This is a genomic window from Lentzea sp. NPDC004782 (assembly GCF_040609115.1).
Classification (GTDB): domain Bacteria; phylum Actinomycetota; class Actinomycetes; order Mycobacteriales; family Pseudonocardiaceae; genus Lentzea.
Genome location: NZ_JBEXJN010000075.1, coordinates 1 through 25,112, shown reverse-complemented (window position 1 = coordinate 25,112; position 25,112 = coordinate 1). Strand labels below are relative to the sequence as shown.

The window sequence follows — 25,112 nt, the reverse complement described above, 5'->3', positions numbered from 1 at the left end:
GGTCAGCTCGCGTGCAGCCGGGCAGCTTCGTCCTCGGCCGTCACGAGGTGCGTGTCCGGGCCGGGAAACACCAGCGCCTCGTGCTCGGTGTCGAGCCATCGCACCACGTACGGCGGACCGCCGTCCTCGTGTCTGATACCCGTTATCAGTCCGCGCCGTCCGCTGGGATCCACCAGCCAGTCGCCCGCTTTCGCCTTCATGGCGCCCTCCATACCGGTCCGTGCGAATGAGAGTTCGCCTCGCGCGGGCACGTCAGCAGTGCGGATGGGCTCGCCCGGCTCGTGACGTTCGTCCCTGCCCACCCCGCGCCCGCGCAGCAACGCTCGTGGTGAGTGATGGGAGCGGTCATGAGGACACCTGTGATCTTGGTCGGCGTCGACGGTTCGCCGGAGTCGCGCGCGGCGTTGCGGTGGGCGATGGAGGAAGCGGAGCACCGGGGTGCGCGGGTGGAGGCGGTGCTGGCCCACCAGCAGGAGCCGGTGATGGTGCCGGCCGTGCCGATGGGCCTCAACCCGTACGGCGAGATGCCGCAGCGGCACCCGGCACGTGAGCTGCACGACGCCGTGGAACAGGTGCGGGCCGCGGTGCCGGGCGCGCCGGACGTCGCCGAGAGCGTGGTCGTGGGTGACGCGGCCGACCACCTGACCGAGGCCTCGAAGCACGCCGAGCTGCTGGTGATCGGCACGCGCGGGCGCGGGGCCGTGCGGGAGTTCCTGGCTCACGGCGTGGCGGCGAGGTGCCTGCGTCACGCGGCCTGCCCGGTCGTGGTCGTACCGCCGTCGGCACGGTGATCTCGCGGATTCCGCGGCCGTGGAGGACCCTGGAATCCTCACGACAGGGACTTAGGGCCCTGTGTGAGCGCGGTCCGGCTGGGAGATCGTGATCTCGCAACGTTCGAGAAGAGGTGGTGGGCAAGTGGTGTCGCGAGTCTTCCTGGTGGACGACCACGAGGTCGTCCGGGTCGGGATCAGGGAGCTGCTGAGCGCCTCCCCCGACCTGGAGGTCGTCGGCGAGGCGTCCTCGGTGACCGAGGCGCTCACGATGATCCCCGCGACCAACCCGGACGTGGCCGTGCTCGACGTGCGCCTGCCCGACGGCAACGGCATCGAGCTGTGCCGCGAGCTGCGGTCACGCCTGCCCGAGCTGCAGGTCCTGATGCTCACGTCGTTCACCGACGACGAGGCGCTGTTCGACGCGATCATGGCCGGCGCGTCCGGTTTCGTGCTCAAGCGCATCCTCGGCACGGACCTCACGACCGCCGTGAAGACGGTCGCGGCCGGGCACTCCCTCCTGGACGCCCGCTCCACCGCCGCGCTGCTCAACCGCATCCGCCGGGAACGCGAGCAGGGCGACCCGGTCCGCGCGCTCACCGAGCAGGAGCGGACCGTGTTCGACTACATCGGCGACGGCCTGACCAACCGGCAGATCGCCGAGAAGATGTTCCTCGCCGAGAAGACCGTGAAGAACTACGTGTCGCACCTGCTCGCCAAGCTCGGCCTCGAACGCCGCACCCAGGCCGCCGTGCTGTCGTCGCAGCTGCGCAACAAGCCGACCCACGACAACGAAACCGGCTGACCCACGGCATGGTTCGAGCAGAACCGCCGCTCGCTCGCAGAAGGGCTTGTGTCGTGGATGAAGGGCGCCTTCATCGACCTCAGGTGGATGAAGGCGCCCTTCATCCACCTGAGGTCGCGTTTGGCCGCGCAGGTCGGACCAGGTGCTCAGGCCAGCGGAACCCGCCACGTCACCCGTGTGCCGCCGCCGGGCTCGTCGGCGACCGTCAGCGCCCCGTTCAACGACGCCGCCCGTTGCTCCAGGTTGCGCAACCCGCTGCGGGCGACCTCGGGCGGCATGCCCAGCCCGTTGTCGACCATCGAGATGATCAACGCGTCCCCGGCCTCGACGGTCAGCGTCAGCTCGGTCGCGTGGGCGTGGCGCAGCGCGTTGGTGACGGTCTCGCGCACCACGGCCTCGGCGTGCTCGGCGATGTGGTCGGGCACGAGGCTGTCGATGGTGCCCGACATCCGGATCGCCGGGCTCACCTCGGCGTTCTCGGTGATCTCCGCGACGATGTCGAGCAGCCTGCGGCGCAGGCCCGTGTCGCCGGAGTCGGCCTGCAGGTCGAAGATCGACGTGCGGATCTCCAGCACGGTCTGGTCGAGCTGGTTGACCGCCTTCGTCACCCTTCTGCGGGCCTCCGGGTGGTTCACCCACGTCAGCGCGCCCTGCAGGCTCATGCCGGTGGCGAAGAGCCGCTGGATCACGTGGTCGTGCAGGTCGCGGGCGATCCGGTCGCGGTCCTCCAGCACGTCGACCACGCGCCTGGCCTGCTGGTTCTCGGCGAACTCGATCGCGACCACCGCCTGGTCGGCGAACGAGGCCAGCAGCGGCATCAGGTCCGCGCCGAACGCCGGGGCGTCCTTCTCCCGCACGGCGAGGAGCACGCCCGTCACCGCCGTGCCCGCGCGCAGTGGCAGCACCACCGCGGCTCCCGCCTGCTCGGGCAGCTCGCCGAGGCTGCCGTCCACGTCCTCGACCAGCGCCGGTGCGCCGGTCTCCAGCACCTGTGCGAGGACCGGCGCGTCCGGCGCGAAGTGCTCGGGAGTCGTGTCGCTACCCGCCCAGGCCGCCCTGCGCAGCCCTTCGCCCTCGCGCAGCAGCACCACCGTCCAGGACGCCGACGCGAGCTCGACGGCACGCTGGGCGATGAGCTGCAGGGCGTCCTGCGCCGTCGCACCGGCGAGGAGCTGGGCGTTGATCTCCGCGGTCGCCTCCAGCCACCGCTCGCGCATCCGCGACCGTTCGAACAGCCTGGCGTTCTCCACCGCCACACCGGCCGCCGCGGCCAGCGCCTCCAGCACGACCTCGTCGTCGGCGGTGAAGTCGCCGCCGTCGGTCTTCTCGGTCATGTAGAGGTTGCCGAACACCTCGTCGCGCACGCGCACGGGCACGCCCAGGAAGCCGTGCATCGGCGGGTGGTTCGGCGGGAAGCCGACCGACGCGGCGTGCTCGGTCAGGTCGTGCAGCCGGATCGCCCTCGGCTCCTTGATGAGCAGCCCGAGCAGGCCCTTGCCCTCGGGCAGGTGGCCCATGTGCGCGCGGGTCTCGGGATCGATGCCGACGTAGACGAACTGCGAGAGGTTGTGCCGCGAGCCGAGCACGCCCAGCGCGCCGTAGCGGGCCCCGACGAGCTCAACGGCGGCCTGCACGATCCGTTGCAGGGTCGAGTCCAGCTCCAGGCCGGCGCCGACCGCGAGCACGGCGTCGAGCAGGCTCTGCATCTTGTCCCTGGTCGACCCGATCTCGGCCAGCCGCTCGCGCATCTCGTCGAGCAGCTCGTCCAGCCGCAGCCCGCCCAGCAGGCTTCGGGAAAGTTTCTCGTCGGGTCCGGTCACCGATCAAGCTTTTCACGGGCCCGGCGCGACGCCAAGCGGTCCCGATCGGGTCAGGACCTTCGACGCTGGGACCACCCGATCGTGCCGCGAACAGTGGTGGGAGGACACGTTCGACCAGGTGACACGACGAGGTGAAAGACATGGCTCAGGTGACGGCGGCGCTGGGATTGACGCCCGAACAGGTCGAGCGGGCGCTCGCGACCGCCGCACTGGCGCCCTCGGTCCACAACACGCAGCCCTGGCGGTTCCGCGTCCGCCGCGACCGGATCGAGCTGCACCCGGACCCGTCCCGCAAGCTCGCGGCCACCGACCCCGAGGACCGCGAGCTGCGGCTGTCCTGCGGTGCCGCGCTCTACAACCTGCGCCTCGCGCTGCAGGACCTGGGCGTGCGCCCGCTGGTCACCGTGCTGCCCGGCCAGGACGCGCCCGGCGCGCTCGCGGTGGTCCGCCGCGGCGGCACGCTCAAGATCGACGACGAGCACCGCGCCCTGCTGAAGGCCGTGCCGCACCGGCGCACCAACCGCAAGCCGTTCCTGGAGGCGACCGTCGACCCGCGGCAAAGGCACGCGCTGGTCCGGGCGGCGGAGCTGGAACGCTCCTGGTTGCACGTCGTCACCACGCGAGAGGACCGGGCCCAGCTCAAGAAGCTCGTCCAGCGCGCGCACGAGATCCAGCTCCACGACGAGGCCGTGCAGGCGGAGCTCGCGGCGTTCACCGGCCACCGTCCCGGCGCGACCGACGGCGTGCCTCCCGCGTCCGCCGGCGTGCGGCCGGCGATGCAGGACGAGTGGGTGTTCCGCGACTTCCAGGGCCCGGAACGCCAGCCGGGCAAGGACTACGAGTCCGACCCGCTCGTCGTGGTCCTCTGCTCGTTCTACGACGGCCCGCTCGGCGATCTGCAGGCAGGCCAGGCACTTCAGCGCGTCCTGCTCACGGCGACCACGCACGGCCTGTCCGCGTCGTTCCTGTCCCAGCCGGTCGAGGTGCGCCGCATCCGCGAGGACCTGCGGCGCGCGCTCGGCGGCCTGCTCGTGCCGCAGACCGTGCTGCGCCTGGGGTTCAGCACCCCGGTGCCGCCCACACCGCGCCGCTCCGTCGCCGAGCTGATGATCGAGTCCGACGAGCACGCACCCTGCTGACGAGGCCCCTCACACGGCGACCGGCGGGCGTGTGCCCGCCGGTCGCGCCGTGCCCGGGCCGGAGGCCCTTAGGTCCCACGGCGTCGGGGACCACGGGCCCTGCGCTCCTGCCACCAGCCCCGAGAAGCTGGAACCGATGAACCTGACGAGGAGGAACCCCGTGACCACCGACCTGGAGCTGGTCGACGCGTACTGGCGGGCCGCCAACTACCTGTCGGCGGGCCAGATCTACCTGATGGACAACCCGCTGCTGACCGAACCGCTGACGCCGGAGCACATCAAGCCGAGGCTGCTCGGCCACTGGGGCACCACACCGGGCCTCAACTTCGTCTACGCGCACCTCAACCGGGTCATCCGGGAGCGCGACCTCGACGTGCTGTTCGTGACCGGTCCCGGCCACGGCGGCCCCGCGCTGCTGGCCAACACGTGGCTGGAGGGCACCTACAGCGAGACCTACCCCGACGTGCCACGGGACGGCGACGGCATGCGCGCGCTGTTCCGCCAGTTCTCCTTCCCCGGTGGCGTGCCGAGCCACGTGGCACCCGAGGTGCCGGGGTCCATCCACGAGGGCGGCGAACTGGGCTACTCGCTGGCGCACGCGTTCGGTGCCGCCTTCGACAACCCCGGCCTGATCGTGGCCTGCGTGGTCGGTGACGGCGAGGCGGAGACCGGACCGCTCGCGACCAGCTGGCACGCCGGCAAGTTCCTCAACCCGCGCAAGGACGGCGCGGTGCTGCCGATCCTGCACCTCAACGGCTACAAGATCGCCAACCCGAGCCTGCTGTCGCGGATCCCGCACGACGAGCTGGACGCGTTGCTGCGCGGTTACGGCTACGTCCCCTACTACGTCGAGGGCGACGAACCGAAGGCGATGCACGCGCGCATGGCCGAAGTGCTCGACGAGGTCGTGGACGAGATCCACCGGATCAAGGACACCGAGGACCGGCCGCGGTGGCCGATGATCGTGCTGCGCAGCCCGAAGGGCTGGACCGGTCCGTCCGAAGTGGACGGAGTTCCGGTCGAGAACACCTGGCGCGCCCACCAGGTCCCGCTGGCCGGCGTGCGGGACAACCCGGAGCACCTGCGTCAGCTGGAGTCCTGGCTGCGCAGCTACCGCCCGGACGAGCTCTTCGACGCCGACGGCGCGCCCCGCGAGGACCTCTCCGAGCTGGTCCCCGACGGCACCCGCCGGATGGGCGCGACACCGCACGCCAACGGCGGACTGTTGCTGCGCGAGCTGAAGATGCCGGGCATCCGCGAGCACGCCGCGGAGGTCGTGAAGCACGGCACCACGCACTCCGAACCGACCAGGGCCCTCGGCCGGATGCTGCGCGACGTCGTCAGCCTCAACGCCGACGCGCGCAACTTCCGCGTCTTCGGACCGGACGAGACCGCCTCGAACCGGCTCGACGCCGTGTTCGAGGTGACCGGAAAGCAGTGGCAGGCAGAGACGTTGCCGGTCGACGAGCACCTCCAGCACGACGGCCGGGTCGTCGAGGTGCTGTCCGAGCACCTGTGCCAGGGCATGCTGGAGGGCTACCTGCTCACCGGCAGGCACGGGCTGTTCAACTGCTACGAGGCGTTCATCCACATCGTCGACTCGATGTTCAACCAGCACGCCAAGTGGCTCAAGACCAGCCGGCACCTGGAGTGGCGCCGGCCCGTCGCGTCGCTCAACTACCTGCTCAGCTCGCACGTGTGGCGGCAGGACCACAACGGGTTCTCGCACCAGGACCCCGGCTTCATCGACCACGTGATGAACAAGAAGGCCGAGGTCGTCCGGGTCTACCTGCCGCCGGACACGAACACGCTGCTGTCGGTGGCCGACCACTGCCTGCGCAGCAGGGACTACGTCAACGTCGTCGTGGCGGGCAAGAACGAGACGCCGGACTGGCTCTCCATCGACGAAGCCGTGTTGCACTGCGCGCGCGGGGCGGGCATCTGGGACTGGGCGAGCAACGACGAGGACGAACCCGACGTCGTGCTGGCGTGCGCCGGAGACGCGCCGACCGTCGAGGTGCTCGCCGCGACCGGTCTGCTGCGCGAACACCTGCCGCAACTGCGCGTGCGGGTGGTCAACGTCGTCGACCTGATGCGCCTGCAGCCCGACACCGAGCACCCGCACGGCATGCCGGACCGCGAGTTCGACGCGCTGTTCACCACCGACAAGCCGGTGATCTTCGCCTACCACGGCTACCCGTGGCTGATCCACCGCCTCACCTACCGCCGCGCCAACCACCGCAACCTGCACGTCCGCGGGTACAAGGAGGAAGGCACCACCACCACGCCGTTCGACATGCTCGTGCTCAACGACATGGACCGGTACCGGCTGGTGATCGACGTCGTCGACCGCGTGCCGGGACTCGGCCAGAAGGCGGCCCGGCTGCGGCAGCTCATGCAGGACCAGCGGGCCCGCCACCACGCGTGGATCCGCGAGCACGGCGAGGACCTGCCCGAGGTGCGCGACTGGACCTGGCAGTGACAGTTCTGGTCGTGAACGCGGGCTCGTCCAGCCTGAAACTGCGTGTGCTCGGTGAGGACGACGCCGTCCTCACCGAGCGGCACGTGGAACGCTGGTCGGGAGAAGTGCAGCCGCTGGAGGACTTCCTCGCCACCGCGCCGGAGGTCCACGCGGCCGGGCACCGGGTCGTGCACGGCGGATCCGCGTTCACCAGCGCCACCGTGCTCGACGACGAGGTCGTCCGGCGCATCGGCGCTCTCACCGCGCTGGCGCCGCTGCACCAGCCCCGTGCGCTCGCCGGCATCACCGCGGCGCGGGAGCTGCTGCCGGACGTGCCGCAGGTCGCCTGCTTCGACACCGCGTTCCACACCACGATGCCACCGTCCGCGACGACCTACGCCGTTCCCGAGGCGTGGCGCCGGAAGTGGGACCTGCGCAGGTACGGGTTCCACGGCCTGTCCCACGCCTACGCGTCCCGCCACGCCTGCGAGCTGGCCGTCCGGCCGGGTGCCCGCGTGGTGAGCTGCCACCTCGGTTCCGGCGCCTCGCTCGCGGCTGTCGTGAATGGACAATCGGTCGACACCACGATGGGCTTCACCCCGTTGGCGGGCCTGGTGATGGCGACCCGCAGCGGTGACGTCGACCCCGGCCTGCTGGTCTGGCTGCAACGCGCCGGACTCCCCCTCGACGAGCTGGAGGACGGCCTGGAGCACCACTCGGGGCTCGCCGGGCTGTCCGGGGTCGGCGGCGATCTGCGGGACGTGCGCCAGGCCGCCGAGCGAGGAGACGAACACGCTGCTCTCGCGCTGCAGGTGTACACGCACCGGTTGCGCCAGGGCATCGCCGCCATGGCCGCGTCCCTGGGCGGGATCGACCTGCTCGTGTTCACCGGTGGCGTGGGCGAGCACGACGCCGCACTCAGAGCGGACACCGTCAGCGGCTTGAAGTTCCTCCGGATCGAGCAGGTCCTGGTCGTCGAGGCACGTGAGGACGTGGAGATCGCCGCCCAGACGCGTCAGGTGCTGAGTCAGGCGTCGAGCGCGGCAGCGCCGAGCACGTTCAGCAGCGCCAAGGCCTCTGCGTCGGAGGAGCCCAGCGGCGCGCTGTAGAGCACGAGGTGCTGGTCGCGATCATCGATCACCAGCGTGTCGCACGTGACGGTGACGTCCCCGACGGCCGGGTGGCGGAACGTCTTCGTGAGCATCGGCGCGGCCTGCACGTCGTGCCGCTCCCACAGCCGGGCGAAGTCGGGGCTTCCGGCGCGCAGCTCGTCGACGAGGCCGCTCACCTCGGGATCCGCCGGGTAGCGGGCCAGGGTGGCGCGCAGCTGCCGGACGACGTGGTGCCGGAACTCGGCCGCGTCGGAGATCCCGTACGGCGGTGTGTCCTCCGGCCCGAGGAACGCCTTGCGCGCGAGGTTGCGGTCCTTCGGCGTGAGGCGTGCGAAGTCCTCCAGCAACGCGGCCGCGAGGTCGTTCCACGCCAGCACCTCGAACACCGCGGAGATGACGATGGCCGCGGTCTGCGGCAACCGTTCGAGCAGCGCGAGGATGCTCGGGCGGACGTCGCGGCGGTGCAGCCGGACGCGGGTCGGCGCGGTGCCGGCGAGGACGTGCAGGTGGTCCGACTCGGCCTCGGTGAGCCGCAACGCGCCCGCGATCCCGGCGAGCACCTCACCCGACGGTCGTGGTGCCCGGCCCTGTTCCAGCCGCACGTAGTACTCGGTGGAGATGTGCGCGAGGACCGCGGCCTCCTCCCGGCGCAGCCCCGGTGTGCGGCGGCGCGGTCCGGACGGAAGGCCGACGTCCTCCGGCCGGAGCCGTTCGCGACGGCTGCGGAGGAACGCCCCGAGCTCCTGCTTGTCCATACCCCGAGTCTGCCCGCCGCGCGGCCGCGGATCCTGGTACCGCCTGTACCTGAATCCGGACCTCGCGTCCGCCCCAGACTGCGATCATGACGCAGAACCTCACTCCCCTCGGCCTGCTGACCGGCAAGGTCGTGTTCATCACCGGTGCCAGCCGCGGCATCGGCGCGGCCGCCGCCAGGCTCTTCGCCGACGAAGGGGCCGCCGTCGTGCTCGCCGCCCGCGGCATCGAGGCCCTCGGCCACGTGGTCGCGGAGATCCGCGACAAGGGCGGTGTCGCCGACGCCGTCGCCCTGGACCTGTCCGACCGCGCGAGCATCCGCGCCGCCGTGGACCGCGTCGGCGAGCTGCACGGACGGCTCGACGGCGCCTTCAACAACGGCGCGGTCGTCCAGCATCCCGGCCCGCTCGACACTACCAGCGACTCCGACATCGACCTGCAGTTCGAGGTGAACTTCCGCGCGCACTGGACCGCGATGACCGCCGAGGCGGCCCTCATGCGCCGGCACGGCGGCGGGGCGATCGTCAACACCTCCAGCATCGGCAGCCGCCGCGCGAACCCGGCGCTGCCCGCCTACGGCGCCATGAAGCGCGCGCTCAACAGCATCACCGAGACCGCGGCCGTCACCTGGGCCCGCGAGGGCATCCGGGTCAACGGCATCACGCCCGGTGGCACCGCCACGAAGATGATCGACGACTGGGAAGCGGCCACCCCCGGCATCATCGAGCGCATCAACGCGATGTCCCCGGTCGGACGCATGGCCGAGCCACGTGAGGTCGCGGAGGTCGCCGCGTGGTTGCTCAGCGACCGCGCGTCGATGGTGACCGGCGCGATCGTGCCGGTCGACGGCGGTGCCGGCGCCTGAATTCAGGCGCCGTCCCGCATTCCCGTTCCGAGCGCATTTCCACAGCGCGCGGAAAATACGGGACACAAGTGTCCAGTACACCCACAATTGGCCGTCCGCGCAGGTCAGAAGCACAACTGACCCGGCCACAAGTGGGAGTTACCTCACCGTTGCGAGAACGTTAGGCTCCGAGTTCCGTCAGGTCCGACCGAATTCTGGAGAGTGATCCCGCTGAGCCACTCCGCGCAGCCGCGTTTCCTGCATCAGGGCTGCATCTACGGCAGTGACGCGGAGTTCCTCGCGATGGCCGTGCCGTTCGTGCTCGACGGACTGCGCCGCGACGAACCCGTGCTGGTCGCCACGACAGCGGCGCACCGGGAGCTCCTGCAGGACGAGCTCGGGCCGGACGCCGAGGTGGAGTACGCCGAACCGGAGCACTTCGGCGTGCGCCCACCCCAGCGGGCCACCGCGCTGCACCGGCACTGGACCCGCCACGGGCGTGCCGAACCGGTGCGAGTCCTGGTCGAACCGGAGTGGACCGGCCGGTCCGACCGGGAGGTGTCCGCGTGGCAGCGGATGGAGGCGGCGCTCAACGTCGTGCTGGCCGACACCAGCATCTGGATGATCTGCCCGTACGACGAGAGAACCGTGCGCGCGGAGATCGTGGGCGACGCCCGCCGCACCCACCCCGAGTGCGTGGTGGGACACCGGGCGGAACCGTCCCGCGAGTTCGTGCGGCCAGAGGAGTTCGCGCGCTCGCACGCGGAAGCGCGTCCCGGCCCCGCGGACGAGCTCTACCGCTTCGAGGGCGACCTGATCGCCGTCCGCAGGTACGTGCTCAGGGCGGCCTCGGCGCTGTTGCGGCGCAACGAGGACGCGGTGGGCATGTTCGGCATCGCCGCGGGTGAGGCGATCGCCTACCTGATGGCCCAGGGCGTCGGCCGGGCAGCGGTGTGGGTCCGCAGGGCGGCCGGGCGGGTGGTCTGCACGCTGCACAGCGACCAGCCGCTCGCCCACGTGCCGGCGTTCCTCGGCTACCGGCCGCCGGGGCTCGCGCGGGAGCCGGGTGACGGCCTGTGGCTCACCAACCAGATCTGCGAGTGGCTCGACGTCACCTCCGACGCGTCCGGGTGCACGATCGAGCTGGCCATGCCGTTCGGGGCGGCCGACGAGCTGCGCCGCGCCGAAAGCACCCGCCTCGCCTTCGGCTAGCCCCGCGCTCGCCGTCGATGAACGGCGCATTCGTTCACCTCAGGTGGACAAATGCGCCGTTCATCCAACCAACCCAGGCGCGCAGCAGGGTCGTCCAGGCGTCGAGGCCGGTGCCGCGGGTGGCGGAGAGCCGCAGCAGGGTGGCGCGCGGGTTCACGGCGGCGAGGTTGCGGACGAACGTGTCCACGTCGAAGTCCAGGTGCGGCAACAGGTCCGTCTTGGTCAGCACGACGACGTCCGCGGCGGAGAACATGTGCGGATACTTCAGCGGCTTGTCCTCGCCCTCGGTGACCGAGGCGAGCACCACGCGGTGCCGCTCGCCCAGGTCGAACAACGCCGGGCAGACCAGGTTGCCGACGTTCTCGACGAACACCACCGAACGGGCGGGCGGTGCCAGGTCCCGCAACGCGGCCGCGACCATCCCCGCGTCGAGGTGGCAGCCGGCGCCGGTGTTCAGCTGGACCACCCGGCACCCGGCCGCGCGGATCCGGTCGGCGTCGCGCGAGGTCTCCTGGTCGCCCTCGACGACCGACACCACGGGATCACCGGCGAGGTCCGCGATCGTGCGTTCCAGCAGGGTCGTCTTGCCCGAGCCCGGTGAGCTCATCAGGTTCACCGCGACGACGTCCCGTTCCGCCAGCCACTCCCGGTTGACCGCGGCCAGGTCGTCGTTGCGGGCCAGCACGCGCTGCTCCAGCGCGACGGTCACGGTGGTACATCCGCAGGTCCCGCACATGCCGACACAACCTCCACTGACTTGATGCGAACGTCCTTGCCGGACAACACTTCCGCGTCCACGCTCCCGCAGGCCGGGCACGGCACGACGAGCCACTCGGCCTCGTGCTCCCCCGCGCAGGCACGGCAGCGGGCGCGCCCGGCGGGTTCGGTGATCTCCAGCCGGGCACCCTCGACGGTGGTGCCCTCGGCCACCAGGTCGAAGCAGAACCGCACCGCGTCGGCCACCACGCCGGACAACCGGCCGATCTCCAGCCGCACCACGGCGATCCTGCTGTCCCCCAGCCGTTCGGTGATCGCCGCGACGACCTCCTGGACGATCGACAGCTCGTGCACTCAGCAGATCCTCGGCAGCGGGTCCCCGACCAGCACGTCGCAGATCCTGGTGCCGCCGAACGCGGTCTTCAGCAGCACCAGGCCGGCCGGGTCGGCGGCGATCCGGCCGATGATCGACGCCTGCGCGCCCAGCGGATGCCCGCGCAGCGCCTCCAGCGCCCGATCCGCCTGCGCCCCGTCGACCACGGCGACGAACCGGCCCTCGCAGGCCACGTACAGCGGGTCGATGCCGAGCAGCTCCCCCGCGCCCCGCACCTCCGGCCGCACCGGGACCGCGTCCTCGTCCACGACCACGGCGACACCGGCCGAGCCCGCGATCTCGTTCAGCACGGTCGCGACACCGCCGCGGGTGGCGTCGCGCATGATCCGCACGCCGGGCGTGGCCAGCAGCAAGGTGTTCACTACGTCGTGCAACGGCGCGGTGTCCGAGACCAGGCCCTCCGCCTCGATGCCGAGGTCATCGCGTGCGAGCATGATCGTGACGCCGTGGTCGCCGATCGGCCCGGACACCAGCACCGCGTCGCCCGGCCGCACCCCGGACATCCCGAGGCCCCAGTCGTGCTGGACCACGCCCACCCCGGCCGTGTTGAGGTAGCAGCCGTCGCCCTTGCCGCGTTGCACGACCTTCGTGTCGCCGGTGACGATGTGCACGCCCGCGGCTTCGGCCGCCGCCCGCATCGAACCGGTGATCCGCACGAGGTCGGCGACCGGGAAGCCCTCCTCCAGGATGAACCCGGCGGTCAGGTAGAGCGGGCGGGCACCGGAGACGGCCAGGTCGTTCACCGTGCCGTTGACCGCGAGGTCGCCGATGTCGCCGCCGGGGAAGAACAACGGTGTCACCACGAACGAGTCCGTGGTCAGCGCGAGCCGGGAGCAGCCGATCTCCAGCTCGGCCGCGTCACCGAGCGGTTCGAGCCGCGGGTTGCGGAACGCCTCCAGGAAGATCGCGTCGACCAGCGTCCTGGTCGCCTTGCCGCCGGCCCCGTGCGCGAGGGTGATCCGTTCCTCCTTCACGTGCGCACGTCGGCGGCGGGCCCGTTCGATGCGGTCCAGCACCTGCTGTTCCTTCTCCGAGGTGCTCATCCGACGCTCGCTTCCCTGCTGAACCGGCCGAAGTTGTAGTACGCCGCGCACGCGCCCTCGGGCGACACCATGCAGGTGCCGATCGGCGTCTCCGGGGTGCACGCGGTGCCGAACACCTTGCACTCCCACGGTTTCAGCACGCCCTTGAGCACCTCGCCGCACTGGCACGCCTTCGGGTCCGCCACCCGCACGCCCGGCAGGTCGAACAGCCGCTCGGCGTCGAAGCGGGCGTACTCCTCGCGCATCCGCAGCGCCGAGTGCGAGATGAACCCGAGCCCGCGCCACTCGAAGTACGGCCGCAGCTCCATCACCTCGGTGATCACCCGCAGCGCGGTCGGATTGCCCTGCCACGGCACGACTCTGGCGTACTGGTTCTCGACCTCGGCACGGCCGTCGCGGACCTGGAGCATCAGCCGGTGGATCGACTGCAGCACGTCCAACGGCTCGAACCCCGCCACCACCAGCGGTTTCCCGTAGTCCCGCGCGATGAACCGGTACGGCTCGCAGCCGATCACCGTGGACACGTGACCGGGCCCGAGGAACCCGTCCAGCCGCTGGTCCGGCGAGTCCAGGATCGCCTTGATCGCCGGGAGGATCGTGACGTGGTTGCAGAAGACGCTGAAGTTCTCCAGGCCTTCCTTCGCCGCGCGCAGCACGGTCATCGCGGTCGACGGTGCCGTGGTCTCGAACCCGATGGCCATGAACACGACCCGCGCGTCCGGCCGCTGCCGCGCGATCTTCAGCGCGTCCAGCGGCGAGTAGACCATGCGGATGTTCGTGCCCTCGGCGTTGGAGTCGAAGAAGTTCCCGCCGCTGCCGGGCACGCGCATCATGTCGCCGAACGACGTCATCAGCACGTCCGGTTGCCGGGCGATGTGGATGGCGTCGTCGATCCGTCCCATCGGGATCACGCAGACCGGGCAGCCGGGACCGTGCACGAGCGTGATGTTCTCCGGCAGGTGGTCCTCGATGCCGTGCTTGTAGATGGTGTGCGTGTGGCCGCCGCAGACCTCCATGAACTTGTACTCGCGGCCGGGCTCGCACAGGCCGGCGATCTCCTTCGCCAGCGCCCTGGCCTTGGCCGCATCCCGGAACTCGTCGACGAACCGCACGTTGCACCGCCTAGTCGATGTGGGAGTCGCGGAGAGCGTCCAGCTCGTCCTGGTAGGCCTTGCCGAGGGTCTCCAGGAACTCCAGGGCCGACCGGGCCTCCTCCTCGTCGATCTTCGACAGCGCGAAGCCGACGTGGATGAGCACCCAGTCGCCCACGCGCACGTCCTCGTCCTGGAGCAGCCCGATGTTGATGGTCCGGCGGACGCCGTTGACGTCGACCTTCGCGAGGTCCTGGTGCTCGGTGAGGATGTCGACGACTTCGCCGGGGATGCCGAGGCACACGGGTCACCTGCCGTGGTTCGTGACGAGGTCGACCACCGCGCCCGCCGCCGTGCCGACCGCTCGCTCGACGCTCGGGCTGAGGCCCATGCGGTGGTCGAGCACCTCGGGTTCGCACCCGACCAGCACGACCCTGCGCGGTGCTTCACCGAGCCACGCCAGCAGGTTCAGCACCACGTCGGGCTGCATCCCGTGGGCGTCGAGGCACGGGGTCTGCTCCGTCCTGCCCGTGTCCAGCTCGATCACGTGCACGGTGCCCGCCTCGTCGCCGCGGGCGGTGGCGTCGACGAGGACCGTCAGCTCGTAGTCCGCTGCGGCGAGGTCGTAGGCGAGGTGCAGGCCGCGCACGCCGTAGTCGGCGACCTTCGCCCAGGCCGGCAGCTCGACACCCGCCAGCCTCCTGACCACCTCGACGCCGAACCCGTCGTCCGCGAGGAAGACGTTGCCGATGCCCGCCACCAGCACCCTCGCGGTCACAGGAGCTCGACCTCGTCCGGGGTGAAGTAGCGGTACAGGCCGCACTCCGCGAGCAGGTCGGCGGCGGCGTCGTCTTCGAGGGTGACGGCGAGGTGCGTTTTCCCGTCCACATCGGACAGGACATCGCGGACGACGGCGATCCGGTCGTGCAGGAACATGTCCTGGGCGTCGGCGTTGCGCGACGGCCGCAGGCGGACCCTGGCGCCCTTGCCGACGGCCGTCCGCATGGTGCCGTGCAACGCCTCCAGCGACTCCGGCGGCAGCCCTTCCACCCGGTCCAGCAGGTCCGCGGCCTTCGCATCGGTCGCCCGGACCTGCCGCTTCTCCTCCTCGGTCAGCGTCATGGTCCGCAACGTCAGCAGCTCGTCGATCTCCGTGCCGTCGAACAGGTCCCCGTGACTCTGCGCGGCGACCTCCGGGTGGTCGTACAGGATGATCGGCGCGCACAGCACGGTGTCCGCCCGCCCCGGCGCCCCCACCAGCACCGGCCAGGTCCGTTCGTTGCGGCACCCGGCGGTGGCGGCGGCGGCCCAGTCCGGTGGGTCGACCAGCGACAGGAACTCGCCGCCCGTCACCGAAAGCAACGTGTGCGCCGACAGCAACGCACACCGCAGCGCCGCATTCCGTTCCGCGTGAGGCTGTTCCCAACCGGAGGTGTTGCGCACCTGAACGGTCAGCCGCATCAGGCCGGGCGGCACGAAGCTCGTCCGCAACGTCACCGATCCGCTGAGCGCACACCGCCGACGCACCAGCCGCGCCCCGGCGCCGACCATCTCGACGTCCTCGCCACCGTCCACCGAGAACGGCATCTCGGCCCCCGCACCCAGGAGCTCCCCCACCGCCAGGACGACGTCGACCTCGCGCTCGACCGCCTCGTCCCACGACGTGTGCTCGCGACCGGACACGGTCACCGACGGCACCGCCCGGAAGCCACCGCCGTCGGCCACCTCGGCAACCCGCTCCTGCAGCTGCAGGAACCGCAACCGCAGGTGCAGCACCGCGCCGGGACTCGGCACGAGGAGCAGCTCGGCCCGCGAGTCCGGGTGCTCCCCGCCGAGCGTGAACGACGGCGGCATCAGCACGCCCCACTGCCAGCGCAACCGGTTCTTCTGGGCGGACGCGCGGTACGGGTAGAGCAGGTAGCCCTCGTACAGCACGGCGTCGGCGATCGCCTTCGCCAGGTCCATGGCGCGCGTCATCGCGCCTCCAGGGCGGCCACGGTCAGCTCCCACAGCACGTGGTAGAGCGTCGTCTGCGCCTCCTGGATCCGGTGCACCGACGGCGACGGCACCACGAACAGGTGGTCGATGTCGGGCGAGGTGGCCATCGCGCCGCCGTCGCCGCCCGCGAAGCCGACCGTGAGCAGGCCTCGCCGCCGCGCCTGCGCGAACGCCGGCGGCAGGTTGGTGGAGCTGCCGCTGGTCGACAGGCCCACCGCGATGTCGCCGGCCCGGCCGAACGTCGCGACCTGGCGGGAGAACACCACGTCGAAGCCGACGTCGTTGGAGAGCGCGGTGATCACCGCGATGTCGTTGGTGAGGCCGATGGCGGGCAACGGGGACGGCGAGCTGACGAACAGGCTCGCGAGGTCCTGGGCGTCGGTCGAGCTGCCGCCGTTGCCGAACGCCAGCAGCCTCCCGCCACGGGCGAACCGCTCGGCCATCGCCTGCGCGCACACCGCCAGGCGACCGCCGTCCGTGGCGAACACCTTCTCCCGCAACGTGATCGCGTCCTTCACCTTCTCCCGGGTGGACTCCGTCACCTGCGCCAGCAGAGTGTCCTCATCGGAGGGCCGGCCGGACAGGAACGGGTACAGGGCCTCGGTCATTCCGGCATCACCGCGATCGCCTCACCGGCGTGCAGCAGCACGACGTCGCCGACGCCGGCGGTCACCAGGGCGACGCTGACCTCCTGGAAGCGGCCGTCCTCCGCCCACACGATCGCCATGTCCTCGTCGAGCAGGCGCACCACGGTGCCGGGCGCGGCCACGTCGGAGCACGTCACGCAGATGTCCTCACGGCACTCCTCGGGGTTCACGCGGCCTCCAGGAACACGTGGGTCAGCTCCCACAGCAGGTGGTAGGCGGTGACGTGGACCTCCTTGACCACCAACGGGTCGGAAGACCGCACGACCAGCACGTGGTCGGCCACCAGCCGACCGTCCCCTCCGGACAGCGCGATCGTGAGCAGGCCGAGCTCACGCGCGACCTCCAGGCCCCGCGCCACGTTCGGACACGAGCCGTCCGCGGACAGGCCCAGCGAGATGTCGCCCGGCTCGCCGAGGCAGCGCAGGGAGTGCGCGAACGTCTCGGCGAACCCGGCGCGGGCCGCCACGCCGGTGAGGGTGGCGACGTCGGCGGCGAGCGAGAGGGCGGGCAGGGCGCGTTTGCCGACGATCACGGGGTGGACGAACTCCACCGCGACGTGCTGGGCGTCGGTGCTCGGGCCGCCGTTGCCGAAGACGACGAGCTTTCCTCCCGCGCGGAACCGCCCGGCCATCCGGTGGCAGATGCGGGCGATCTCCTCGGCCTGGCCGGCGAGATCAGCCAAAGGGACCGTGCGACGCCGTGACAATTCGTTGAAGCGGTCGGCACGATCTGTAGTCGAAGCTTTTGGCACGAGCCCTTCTTCACCTTGGAAACTGTTTTTCACAGCGGGGTGAGGTTTACTTCACGACCACCGCGCGGCGCAAGAGGCGATTATTCGCGGCGACCTGGCAATAGGTGAATCGGATTCGGGGATCAGCGAAACGGCATGTCGCCGAACCGGTCCTGGACCCGACGCAGCTCGCGCAGCCGGGGCTCGGTCTCCCCGCCTGCCCAGCGGCTCACGGTCTTGACCGACACGCCGAGCTGCCGCGCGGCCGCCTCCCTGGTGACACCCTCCCTGCGCAGCACCTCGGTGATCCACTCGGCGAAGCTCGACGGCGCCGCACCGGACAACTCTGACCTGGTCGAAGTAGACTCGTTTGGACGCACTCCATCCGGGTGAACCACGGACGGCAGCACGTCGAACTCGACCCGGTCCGGATAGGTCCGGCAGGAAACCTGGATCTTCCCGCCCGGACCGGCCGCGGCCAGCAGGACGTCCATGATCGTCCTGCTCAGCTCGCGTTGGTCGGCCTCGGGCAACGGCCCGTCCGGCAGGCACCGGCGGATGAAGTCCTGTATTTCCGGAACCGAGGAAGGCCGTGCCGGGAAGGCCCTCGTGAGCACGACGACGGGGAAGATCTCGATCGACTCGGCCACCTGAACCGTCCCTTTCGTCGTGCTCGCGACAGCATTGTCCCCCGGCATTGACAGTTCAGTCTTGCGACAGGCCGCGGGAAAGGTCTAGCGTTGCGGCTCCCGACCGCCCTGAAGGTGGAATATTCCACGTTCTCGAATGACCAGAGCCATTGTTCACCCCGTGGAGGTGTCCTGAGATGACCAGGGCCGCGCCGGTGGTGCACGTCCTCTGGATGAACGGCGGTCTCGGCTGCGACGGCGACTCGGTGGCGCTCACCGCGGCGACCCAGCCCAGCATCGAGGAGATCGTCCTCGGTGGCCTGCCCGGTCTGCCGAAGGTCGCGATGCACTGGCCGTTGCTCGACTTCGAGTGCGGGCCCAGCACCGGTGCGGACAGCTTCATCGAGTGGTGGCACCGGGCCGACCGCGGCGAGCTCGACCCGTTCGTGCTGGTCGTCGAGGGATCGGTACCGGACGAGACCAACAAACCCACCGGCTTCTGGTGCGGCTTCGGCACCGATCCCGCCACCGGCCAGCCGATCACCACCACAGAGTGGCTGGACCGGTTGGCGCCCAAGGCCACCGCGGTCCTGGCCGTGGGCACCTGCGCCGGCTACGGCGGCATCCACGCCATGGAGGGCAACCCGACCGGAGCCATGGGCGTGCCGGACCACCTCGGCTGGGACTGGCGGTCCAAGGACGGCATCCCGGTCGTGGTCGTGCCGGGGTGTCCCGTGCAGCCGGACAACCTCTCCGAGACCATCCTGCACCTGCTCTACCAGGTCGCCGGCAACGCGCCGATGATCGACCTCGACGAGGCGCTGCGCCCGAGGTGGCTGTTCGAGACGACCGTGCACGAGGGCTGCGACCGCGCGGGCTACTACGAGCAGGACGACTTCGCGCAGCGGTTCGGCTCGCCCAAGTGCCTGGTCAAGCTCGGCTGCTGGGGCCAGGTGGTGCGCTGCAACGTGCCCAAGCGCGGCTGGATCAACGGCATCGGCGGCTGCCCGAACGTCGGCGGCATCTGCATCGCCTGCACCATGCCCGGTTTCCCCGACAAGTTCATGCCGTTCATGGAGCACCCGCTCGGCGGCACCACCCCCGCACCGGCCAGAACCCTGACCGGCACCGCCATCCGCGTCCTGCGGGACGTCAGAACGAAGGCAGCGAACCCGGTAGCACCATGACCGCCAAGAACACCGATCTCGTCGAGATGACCTGGGACCCGATCACCAGGATCGTGGGCAGTCTCGGCATCCACACCAGGATCGACTGGGCCCAGCGGCGCGTCGTCGAGTGCTACAGCACCTCGTCGATCTTCCGCGGCTACAGCGTCTTCATGAAGGGCAAGGACCCGCGCGACGCGCACTTCATCACCAGCCGGATCTGCGGGATCTGCGGTGACAACCACGCGACCTGTTCGGTCTACGCGCAGAACATGGCCTACGGCATCCGCCCGCCCCACCTCGCCGAGTGGATCATCAACCTCGGTGAGGCCGCCGAGTTCCTGTTCGACCACAACATCTTCCAGGAGAACCTGGTCGGCGTGGACTACTGCGAGAAGATGGTCCGCGAGACCAACCCCGGCGTGCTCGACCTGGCCAACCGCACCGAGTCACCACACGCCGACGTGCACGGTTACCGCACGATCGGTGACATCATGCGGTCGCTCAACCCGTTGGAGGGCGAGTTCTACCGGGAGGCGCTGCAGGTCTCCCGGCAGGCCAGGGAGATGTTCTGCCTGATGGAGGGCAGGCACGTGCATCCGTCCACTTTGTACCCCGGCGGGGTCGGCACGGTGGCCACGCTGCAGCTCTTCACCGACTACCTGACCCGGTTGATGCGGTACGTCGAGTTCATGAAGAAGGTCGTGCCGATGCACGACGACCTCTTCGACTTCGTCTACGCGGCGCTGCCCGGCTACGAGGAGGTCGGCCGGCGCCGGATCCTGCTGGCGTGCTGGGGCGGCCTCAACGACCCGGAGCACTGCGACTTCACCTACCGGAACATGACGTCGTGGGGCCGCCGGATGTTCATCACGCCTGGCATCGTCGTGGACGGTGAGCTCGTCACCACCGACCTGGTCGACATCAACCTGGGCATGCGGATCCTGCTCGGCTCGTCGTTCTACGACGACTGGGAGGGCATGGACAGGTTCGTCACGCACGACGAGCTCGGCAACCCGGTCGACGCGCGCCACCCGTGGAACCAGCACACCATCCCCAGGCCCGGCAAGCGCGACTTCGGCGACAAGTACTCGTGGACCATGTCGCCGCGCTGGTTCGACGGCGAGGACCACCTGCCGCTCGACACCGGCGGCGGCCCGCTGGCCCGGTTGTGGACCACCGCGCTGGCCGGCCTGGTGCGCACCGACCACGTGGAGGCCACCGGGCACAGCGTGCGGATCACGCTGCCGCGCACCATGACCAAGCCCGAGGCGACCTTCGAGTGGCGGATCCCGCGGTGGAGCAACGCGATCGAGCGCAACCGCGCCCGCACCTACTTCCAGGCCTACACCGCCGCACTCGCGCTGCACTTCTGCGACCGCGCGCTGGCCGAGGTCCGCGGCGGCCGCACCGACACGTGGTCGGAGTTCACCGTGCCGGACGACGCGTTCAGCTGCGGGTTCACCGAGGCGGTGCGCGGCGGGCTCTCTCACCACATGGTCATCCGCGACGGCCGGATCGCGAACTACCAGCCGTACCCGCCGACGCCGTGGAACGCGAGCGTGCGCGACACGTTCGGCACGCCAGGACCGTTCGAGGACGCGGTGCAGAACACGCCGATCTTCGAGGAGAACACCAAGGAGAACTTCAAGGGCATCGACATCATGCGCGCGATCCGCAGCTTCGACCCGTGCATGCCCTGCGGCGTCCACATGTCCATCGGCGCGGGCACGACGCTCACCAGGATCCACACGCCGCACGCCTTCGCCGGTGCGTCATGACCGGCGTCGACGCCACCGGCGACCGGGTCGAGCAACTGCTCGCCACGCTGCGGTCCGGCGACGACCGGGAGACCGCGGAAGAGCTCGTGCGCGAGCTGATGGACCTGTACGGCACCGGGCTCGCCCGCGTCGTCGCGATCGTCCGGGAGCACGACGCGCAGCTGCTCGGCCGGCTCGCCGCGGACGAGCTGGTGAGGAGTCTTCTTCTGCTGCACGACCTGCACCCCGACGACGTCGACACCCGCATCCGCCGGGCGCTGGCCGGACTGCCCGACGTCGAGTTCCTGGGCACGGACGGCGGTGTGGCACGGTTGCGGCTCACCGCGGGCGGATGCGGTTCGGCGGCACAGGCGCGGATCGCCGAACAGGCGGTGCTCGCCGCCGCCCCGGAGGTCACGAGCGTCGAGATCACCACGACCGGTGCGTTGCTGCAGATCGGCGTGGGCCCGCCCCCCGGCTGGGGTGTGGCGTCGTGAACCGCCAGGGCCTGCAGCGCTTCACCGGCGCCCCGAGCACACCGCAGGAGCAGCTGGAACGCTGCGAGATGTGCGCGACCCCGGTCGCGTCACGGCACGGGCACGTCGTGGACGTCCACCGCCGTGCGCTGATGTGCGCCTGCCGCGCGTGTTTCCTGCTGTTCACCCGGCACCGGGCACATCGGGCGAGGTACCGGGCCGTGCCGGAGCGGTACCTCTGGGATCCGGGACGGCCGGTCTCCGGTCAGGAGTGGGAAGCTCTCGACATCCCGGTCGGCGTGGCGTTCCTGCTGCGCACGGACACCGGTGTCACGGTGTTCCACCCGAGTCCGGCCGGGGCGTCCGAACGCGCGCTCGACTCCCGCGTGTGGTTCGAGCTGGCCGCGGCCCATCCCCTGCTGACGATCGCCGAGCCCGACGTCGAGGCGATCCTGTTCCGCCGCACCGAGAACGGCGCCGACTGCTTCCTCGTGCCGATCGACGCCTGCTACCGGCTCGTGGGCACCGTCCGGCGGTACTGGACCGGACTCGACGGCGGCGACCAACTGCACCACCACGTCGACGAGCTGTTCGCCGAGATCAAGGACAGGGCACGGGCTGTGTCATGAAGCTGCTGGACTTCGAATGCGTTGGCGCACAGGCCAACCCGTACGCCGCGGCACCGGCGGTCACGCTGCGGCTGCGCATCACCCAGGGCTCCGGCGAGCCGGTCGACGCGATGGCGTTGCGCTGCCAGATCCGCATCGAGCCGCACCGCCGCCGTTACTCGCCGGAGGAGGCACGGCGGCTGGTGGACCTGTTCGGTGACACCGGTCGTTGGACGCACACGCTCAAACCCGTGTCGTTCGCGACACTGTCCACAATGGTACCCGGCTTCACCGGCAGCACCGTCGTCGATCTCGACGTGCCGTGCAGCTACGACCTGGAGATCGCCTCGGCCAAGTACTTCAACGCGCTCGACGCGGGCTCGATCCCGTTGCTGTTGTTGTTCAGCGGCACGGTCTTCTGCTCCCGTGACGGCAGGTTGCGCGTCCAGCAGGTGCCGTGGTGCAACGAGGAGTCCTTCTCGCTGCCGGTGAACGTCTGGCGCGAGGCGGTCAACCTGCACTTCCCCGGCAGCGCGTGGTTGCGGGTGCGGCAGGAGACGATGGACTCGTTGCAGCGCTTCAGGTCCGAACACGCGTTCACGAGCTGGGACGACGCCGTGGCCGCGTTGCTCGCGGCGGCCGGGGCGTGAGCGCGCCGGTGGCCAGAGACCTCCGGGTCGCCGGGGTCGTGCAGGGGGTCGGTTTCCGGCCCTACGTGCACCGGCTGGCGACCCGGTTGCGGTTGTCCGGCCGCGTGGGCAACGACGTCACCGGGGTGTTCATCGAGGTCGAGGGCACGCCGGAGAACGTGGCGGAGTTCCTCGCGGCGCTGCCCCGCGACGTGCCGCCGCGGGCACGCGTCGACCGGGTCCAGGTGACCGACTGCCCGGTGCGCGGCCTGACCGGGTTCGAGATCACCACCAGCCGGACCGGGAGACCTCGTGCCACGCTGGTGCCGGCGGACATCGGCACGTGCGCGGACTGCCTGCGCGAGCTGTTCGACCCGGCCGACCGCCGCTACCGGTACCCGTTCGTCAACTGCGCGCACTGCGGCCCGCGGTACACGATCGTGCGCGCGATGCCGTACGACCGGGCGCGGACGACCATGCTGCGCTTCCCGATGTGCCCGGCCTGCCGGTCCGAGTACACCGACCCGGCGAACCGGCGCTTCCACGCCGAACCGACGTGCTGCCGCGACTGCGGGCCGCGCCTGGCGCTCGGCGAGAGCACCGACCCGCTGGCCGAGGCGGTGGCCCGGCTCGCCGACGGGCAGGTGGTGGCGATCAAGGGACTCGGCGGCTTCCACCTCGCCGCCCTCGCCGGGCATCCCACCGCGACGGCCGTGCTGCGCGCCCGCAAACGCCGTCCGGACAAGCCGTTCGCCGTGATGGTCGCCGATCTGCGCCAGGCGGCCGCGCTGTGCGAGGTGGACGACGTCGGCCTCGCGTCGCTCACCGATCCCCGGCACCCGATCGTGCTGCTGCCCCGCCGCGCGGACGCACCCGTGGCGGACGCGGTCGCGCCCGGGACGAACGAGCTCGGGTTGCTCCTTCCCTACACCCCGCTGCACCACCTGCTGATGCGGGAGCTCGCCGAACCGATCGTGCTCACCAGCGGCAACGTCACCGACGAGCCGATCGCCTACCGCCACGCCCGCTCGCTGTCCGGTGTGGCCGACGCGGTGCTCACCCACGACCGCCCGATCCGCGCCCCCGCCGAGGACTCGGTGCTGCGCGCCGGCCGGGTGCTGCGCCGCGCCAGGGGTTACGCCCCGGAACCGATCGCGTTGCCCGTGCGCAGCCCGCGTCCGGTGCTCGCCTGCGGCGCCGACCTGAAGAACACCTTCTGCCTGACCCGCGACGAGCACGCGTTCCTGTCACCGCACCTGGGCGACCTCGCCAACCACGACACCTTCGCCGCGTTCACCAGGGGTGTCGAGCACTTCCGGCGGTTGTTCGGCATCACGCCGCGGGTGGTGGCGCACGACCTGCACCCCGACTACCGCTCCACGAGGTACGCCACCGACCTCACCGGCGTCCGCCTGATCGCCGTGCAGCACCACCACGCCCACCTCGCGTCCTGTCTGGCCGAGAACGGCGAGGCCGGCCCGGTCATCGGGGTCGCGTTCGACGGCACGGGCTACGGACCGGACGGCACGATCTGGGGCGGCGAGTTCATGGTCGCCGACCTCCTCTCCTACCGGCGGATCGGGCACCTCGCGCCGGTACCGATGCCCGGCGGTGCGGCGGCGGTCCGGCAACCGTGGCGGATGGCCGCGGCGTACCTGCCCGACGTCGCGCTACCGGTGGCGCAGCGCAACGAGGCGCAGTGGGGACCGGTCGTGGCGATGGCGCGCAACGGCGTGAACGCGCCGCTGACCTCCAGCGCCGGTCGGCTGTTCGACGCGGCGGCCGCGTTGCTCGACGTGCGGGACGTGATCACCTATGAAGGGCAGGCGGCCGTCGAACTGGAGCAGCGCGCTGACCCGTCCGTTGTGGACGGTTATCCGGCTCGGGTCGGCGGCATGGTCGTGCACGGCGAGGACTTGCTCCGAGCGGTGGCCGCCGACCGTCTCGCCGGGGTGGCGCCGGACGTGATCGCGGCCCGGTTCCACAACGGGGTGGCGGCGGCGGTCGTGGCCTGCTGTGGCGCCGCACGGGAGGAGACCGGACTGGGGACGGTGGCGTTGTCCGGCGGCGTGTTCCAGAACTCGCTGCTGCTGAGCCGGGTGGTGGACGGCTTGCGGCGCAGCGGGTTCCGGGTGCTGACGCATCGGCTGGTGCCGCCGAACGACGGCGGCATCAGCCTCGGCCAGGCCGCCGTGGCCGCGAGCCTGCTCGATCTCCCTTCCTGACCATCTGCCGCGAGGCTCCCTCGTCGCGGTGGAGGGATGGGGGGCTTAAAGAACCAAGGGGGGTGTATGGGGCCCGAAAAGAC

The 25,112-nt window shown here is 70.9% G+C and carries 27 protein-coding genes; 13 read left to right on the top strand and 14 right to left on the bottom strand.

Annotated elements, in window-relative coordinates:
- Positions 1 to 2: 2 nt before the first annotated feature.
- Entirely contained in the window at positions 3 to 200 is a 198-nt protein-coding gene (locus tag ABZV40_RS40940; RefSeq protein WP_355454685.1) for a DUF1918 domain-containing protein, read from the bottom strand.
- Positions 201 to 347: 147 nt separating this feature from the next.
- On the opposite strand from ABZV40_RS40940, the gene ABZV40_RS40935 reads away from it, so the two are divergent.
- Positions 348 to 791 (top strand): universal stress protein, encoded by a 444-nt coding sequence (locus ABZV40_RS40935; protein ID WP_355454683.1) that lies wholly within the window; start codon positions 348 to 350, stop codon positions 789 to 791.
- 124 nt (positions 792 to 915) lie between these two features.
- Positions 916 to 1,575: a response regulator transcription factor gene (locus ABZV40_RS40930; protein WP_355454681.1), complete on the top strand. Its 660-nt coding sequence runs from the start codon at positions 916 to 918 to the stop codon at positions 1,573 to 1,575.
- 146 nt (positions 1,576 to 1,721) lie between these two features.
- Here the strand turns inward: ABZV40_RS40930 and ABZV40_RS40925 are convergent, their stop codons facing one another.
- Positions 1,722 to 3,395, bottom strand: coding sequence for a GAF domain-containing protein (locus ABZV40_RS40925; protein WP_355454679.1), 1,674 nt, complete (start codon positions 3,393 to 3,395; stop codon positions 1,722 to 1,724).
- Positions 3,396 to 3,535: 140 nt separating this feature from the next.
- Between ABZV40_RS40925 and ABZV40_RS40920 the strand changes: the two genes are divergently transcribed.
- The 3 genes from ABZV40_RS40920 (at position 3,536) to ABZV40_RS40910 (ending at position 8,104) form a co-directional block, all read left to right on the top strand.
- Positions 3,536 to 4,534: a nitroreductase family protein gene (locus ABZV40_RS40920; RefSeq protein ID WP_355454677.1), complete on the top strand. Its 999-nt coding sequence runs from the start codon at positions 3,536 to 3,538 to the stop codon at positions 4,532 to 4,534.
- Between the two features lie 160 nt (positions 4,535 to 4,694).
- Entirely contained in the window at positions 4,695 to 7,016 is a 2,322-nt protein-coding gene (locus ABZV40_RS40915) for a phosphoketolase family protein (RefSeq protein ID WP_355454675.1), read from the top strand.
- A complete protein-coding gene (locus tag ABZV40_RS40910) occupies positions 7,013 to 8,104 on the top strand; it encodes an acetate/propionate family kinase (RefSeq protein ID WP_355454673.1) in 1,092 nt (363 codons plus the stop codon). The genes ABZV40_RS40915 and ABZV40_RS40910 overlap by 4 nt, the downstream gene beginning before the upstream one ends.
- On the opposite strand, the gene ABZV40_RS40905 is transcribed toward ABZV40_RS40910, so the two are convergent.
- Entirely contained in the window at positions 8,023 to 8,862 is an 840-nt protein-coding gene (locus ABZV40_RS40905) for a helix-turn-helix transcriptional regulator (protein ID WP_355454671.1), read from the bottom strand. The two genes, ABZV40_RS40910 and ABZV40_RS40905, sit on opposite strands and share 82 nt — an antisense overlap.
- 86 nt (positions 8,863 to 8,948) lie before the next feature.
- On the opposite strand from ABZV40_RS40905, the gene ABZV40_RS40900 reads away from it, so the two are divergent.
- Both ABZV40_RS40900 and ABZV40_RS40895 read left to right on the top strand, forming a co-directional pair.
- Positions 8,949 to 9,725, top strand: a complete 777-nt coding sequence (locus ABZV40_RS40900) for an SDR family oxidoreductase (RefSeq protein WP_355454669.1) — start codon at positions 8,949 to 8,951, stop codon at positions 9,723 to 9,725.
- Between the two features lie 201 nt (positions 9,726 to 9,926).
- The gene (locus ABZV40_RS40895) at positions 9,927 to 10,916 is read left to right on the top strand and encodes an MEDS domain-containing protein (RefSeq protein WP_355454667.1); all 990 of its coding nucleotides are present in this window, start codon (positions 9,927 to 9,929) and stop codon (positions 10,914 to 10,916) included.
- A gap of 34 nt (positions 10,917 to 10,950) precedes the next feature.
- Here the strand turns inward: ABZV40_RS40895 and hypB are convergent, their stop codons facing one another.
- From hypB to ABZV40_RS40840, 11 genes are all read right to left on the bottom strand, one after another.
- Complete coding sequence (gene hypB / locus ABZV40_RS40890) at positions 10,951 to 11,652, bottom strand: hydrogenase nickel incorporation protein HypB (protein WP_355454665.1); 702 nt, start codon at positions 11,650 to 11,652, stop codon at positions 10,951 to 10,953.
- Entirely contained in the window at positions 11,622 to 11,987 is a 366-nt protein-coding gene (locus ABZV40_RS40885; protein ID WP_355454663.1) for a hydrogenase maturation nickel metallochaperone HypA, read from the bottom strand. The genes hypB and ABZV40_RS40885 overlap by 31 nt, the downstream gene beginning before the upstream one ends.
- A complete protein-coding gene (gene hypE / locus ABZV40_RS40880; RefSeq protein ID WP_355454661.1) occupies positions 11,988 to 13,070 on the bottom strand; it encodes a hydrogenase expression/formation protein HypE in 1,083 nt (360 codons plus the stop codon).
- On the bottom strand, positions 13,067 to 14,182 hold the full coding sequence (hypD, locus tag ABZV40_RS40875; protein WP_355454659.1) for a hydrogenase formation protein HypD: 1,116 nt from the start codon (positions 14,180 to 14,182) through the stop codon (positions 13,067 to 13,069). Before hypD ends, hypE begins: the two co-directional genes overlap by 4 nt.
- A 10-nt stretch (positions 14,183 to 14,192) precedes the next feature.
- Positions 14,193 to 14,465, bottom strand: coding sequence for a HypC/HybG/HupF family hydrogenase formation chaperone (locus ABZV40_RS40870; RefSeq protein WP_355454657.1), 273 nt, complete (start codon positions 14,463 to 14,465; stop codon positions 14,193 to 14,195).
- Between the two features lie 3 nt (positions 14,466 to 14,468).
- On the bottom strand, positions 14,469 to 14,939 hold the full coding sequence (locus ABZV40_RS40865; protein WP_355454655.1) for a hydrogenase maturation protease: 471 nt from the start codon (positions 14,937 to 14,939) through the stop codon (positions 14,469 to 14,471).
- Positions 14,936 to 16,138 carry a hypothetical protein gene (locus tag ABZV40_RS40860; protein ID WP_355454653.1) on the bottom strand — a complete coding sequence of 401 codons (1,203 nt, stop codon included), beginning with the start codon at positions 16,136 to 16,138 and terminating at the stop codon, positions 14,936 to 14,938. The genes ABZV40_RS40865 and ABZV40_RS40860 overlap by 4 nt, the downstream gene beginning before the upstream one ends.
- The gene (locus ABZV40_RS40855; RefSeq protein ID WP_355454651.1) at positions 16,135 to 16,767 is read right to left on the bottom strand and encodes an SIS domain-containing protein; all 633 of its coding nucleotides are present in this window, start codon (positions 16,765 to 16,767) and stop codon (positions 16,135 to 16,137) included. The genes ABZV40_RS40860 and ABZV40_RS40855 overlap by 4 nt, the downstream gene beginning before the upstream one ends.
- On the bottom strand, positions 16,764 to 16,976 hold the full coding sequence (locus ABZV40_RS40850; RefSeq protein ID WP_355454649.1) for a HypC/HybG/HupF family hydrogenase formation chaperone: 213 nt from the start codon (positions 16,974 to 16,976) through the stop codon (positions 16,764 to 16,766). Before ABZV40_RS40850 ends, ABZV40_RS40855 begins: the two co-directional genes overlap by 4 nt.
- On the bottom strand, positions 16,973 to 17,488 hold the full coding sequence (locus ABZV40_RS40845) for an SIS domain-containing protein (protein WP_355454647.1): 516 nt from the start codon (positions 17,486 to 17,488) through the stop codon (positions 16,973 to 16,975). Before ABZV40_RS40845 ends, ABZV40_RS40850 begins: the two co-directional genes overlap by 4 nt.
- A 191-nt stretch (positions 17,489 to 17,679) precedes the next feature.
- Positions 17,680 to 18,186 carry a helix-turn-helix transcriptional regulator gene (locus tag ABZV40_RS40840; RefSeq protein WP_355454645.1) on the bottom strand — a complete coding sequence of 169 codons (507 nt, stop codon included), beginning with the start codon at positions 18,184 to 18,186 and terminating at the stop codon, positions 17,680 to 17,682.
- Positions 18,187 to 18,362: 176 nt separating this feature from the next.
- Here ABZV40_RS40840 and ABZV40_RS40835 point away from each other — a divergent pair, with 176 nt between their 5' ends.
- From ABZV40_RS40835 to hypF, 6 genes are read left to right on the top strand one after another with little or no spacing between them, the layout of a single operon-like run.
- Positions 18,363 to 19,352, top strand: a complete 990-nt coding sequence (locus tag ABZV40_RS40835; protein ID WP_355454643.1) for a hydrogenase expression protein HypE — start codon at positions 18,363 to 18,365, stop codon at positions 19,350 to 19,352.
- A complete protein-coding gene (locus ABZV40_RS40830) occupies positions 19,349 to 21,112 on the top strand; it encodes a nickel-dependent hydrogenase large subunit (protein WP_355454641.1) in 1,764 nt (587 codons plus the stop codon). Before ABZV40_RS40835 ends, ABZV40_RS40830 begins: the two co-directional genes overlap by 4 nt.
- Complete coding sequence (locus tag ABZV40_RS40825) at positions 21,109 to 21,588, top strand: NifU family protein (protein WP_355454639.1); 480 nt, start codon at positions 21,109 to 21,111, stop codon at positions 21,586 to 21,588. Before ABZV40_RS40830 ends, ABZV40_RS40825 begins: the two co-directional genes overlap by 4 nt.
- Positions 21,585 to 22,196 (top strand): DUF5947 family protein, encoded by a 612-nt coding sequence (locus tag ABZV40_RS40820; protein ID WP_355454637.1) that lies wholly within the window; start codon positions 21,585 to 21,587, stop codon positions 22,194 to 22,196. Before ABZV40_RS40825 ends, ABZV40_RS40820 begins: the two co-directional genes overlap by 4 nt.
- Positions 22,193 to 22,825: a DUF6084 family protein gene (locus ABZV40_RS40815; protein WP_355454635.1), complete on the top strand. Its 633-nt coding sequence runs from the start codon at positions 22,193 to 22,195 to the stop codon at positions 22,823 to 22,825. Before ABZV40_RS40820 ends, ABZV40_RS40815 begins: the two co-directional genes overlap by 4 nt.
- A gap of 8 nt (positions 22,826 to 22,833) precedes the next feature.
- Positions 22,834 to 25,029, top strand: coding sequence for a carbamoyltransferase HypF (gene hypF / locus ABZV40_RS40810; RefSeq protein WP_355454632.1), 2,196 nt, complete (start codon positions 22,834 to 22,836; stop codon positions 25,027 to 25,029).
- Positions 25,030 to 25,112: the final 83 nt, after the last annotated feature.

Coding starts and splice junctions, on each gene's coding strand:
- ABZV40_RS40940 (WP_355454685.1), bottom strand. CDS start 200: ATGAAGGCGAAAGCGGGCGACTGGCTGGTGGATCCCAGCGGACGGCGC.
- ABZV40_RS40935 (WP_355454683.1), top strand. CDS start 348: ATGAGGACACCTGTGATCTTGGTCGGCGTCGACGGTTCGCCGGAGTCG.
- ABZV40_RS40920 (WP_355454677.1), top strand. CDS start 3,536: ATGGCTCAGGTGACGGCGGCGCTGGGATTGACGCCCGAACAGGTCGAG.
- ABZV40_RS40905 (WP_355454671.1), bottom strand. CDS start 8,862: ATGGACAAGCAGGAGCTCGGGGCGTTCCTCCGCAGCCGTCGCGAACGG.
- ABZV40_RS40900 (WP_355454669.1), top strand. CDS start 8,949: ATGACGCAGAACCTCACTCCCCTCGGCCTGCTGACCGGCAAGGTCGTG.
- hypB (WP_355454665.1), bottom strand. CDS start 11,652: ATGTGCGGGACCTGCGGATGTACCACCGTGACCGTCGCGCTGGAGCAG.
- hypE (WP_355454661.1), bottom strand. CDS start 13,070: ATGAGCACCTCGGAGAAGGAACAGCAGGTGCTGGACCGCATCGAACGG.
- ABZV40_RS40860 (WP_355454653.1), bottom strand. CDS start 16,138: ATGACGCGCGCCATGGACCTGGCGAAGGCGATCGCCGACGCCGTGCTG.
- ABZV40_RS40855 (WP_355454651.1), bottom strand. CDS start 16,767: ATGACCGAGGCCCTGTACCCGTTCCTGTCCGGCCGGCCCTCCGATGAG.
- ABZV40_RS40835 (WP_355454643.1), top strand. CDS start 18,363: ATGACCAGGGCCGCGCCGGTGGTGCACGTCCTCTGGATGAACGGCGGT.
- ABZV40_RS40830 (WP_355454641.1), top strand. CDS start 19,349: ATGACCGCCAAGAACACCGATCTCGTCGAGATGACCTGGGACCCGATC.
- ABZV40_RS40825 (WP_355454639.1), top strand. CDS start 21,109: ATGACCGGCGTCGACGCCACCGGCGACCGGGTCGAGCAACTGCTCGCC.
- ABZV40_RS40815 (WP_355454635.1), top strand. CDS start 22,193: ATGAAGCTGCTGGACTTCGAATGCGTTGGCGCACAGGCCAACCCGTAC.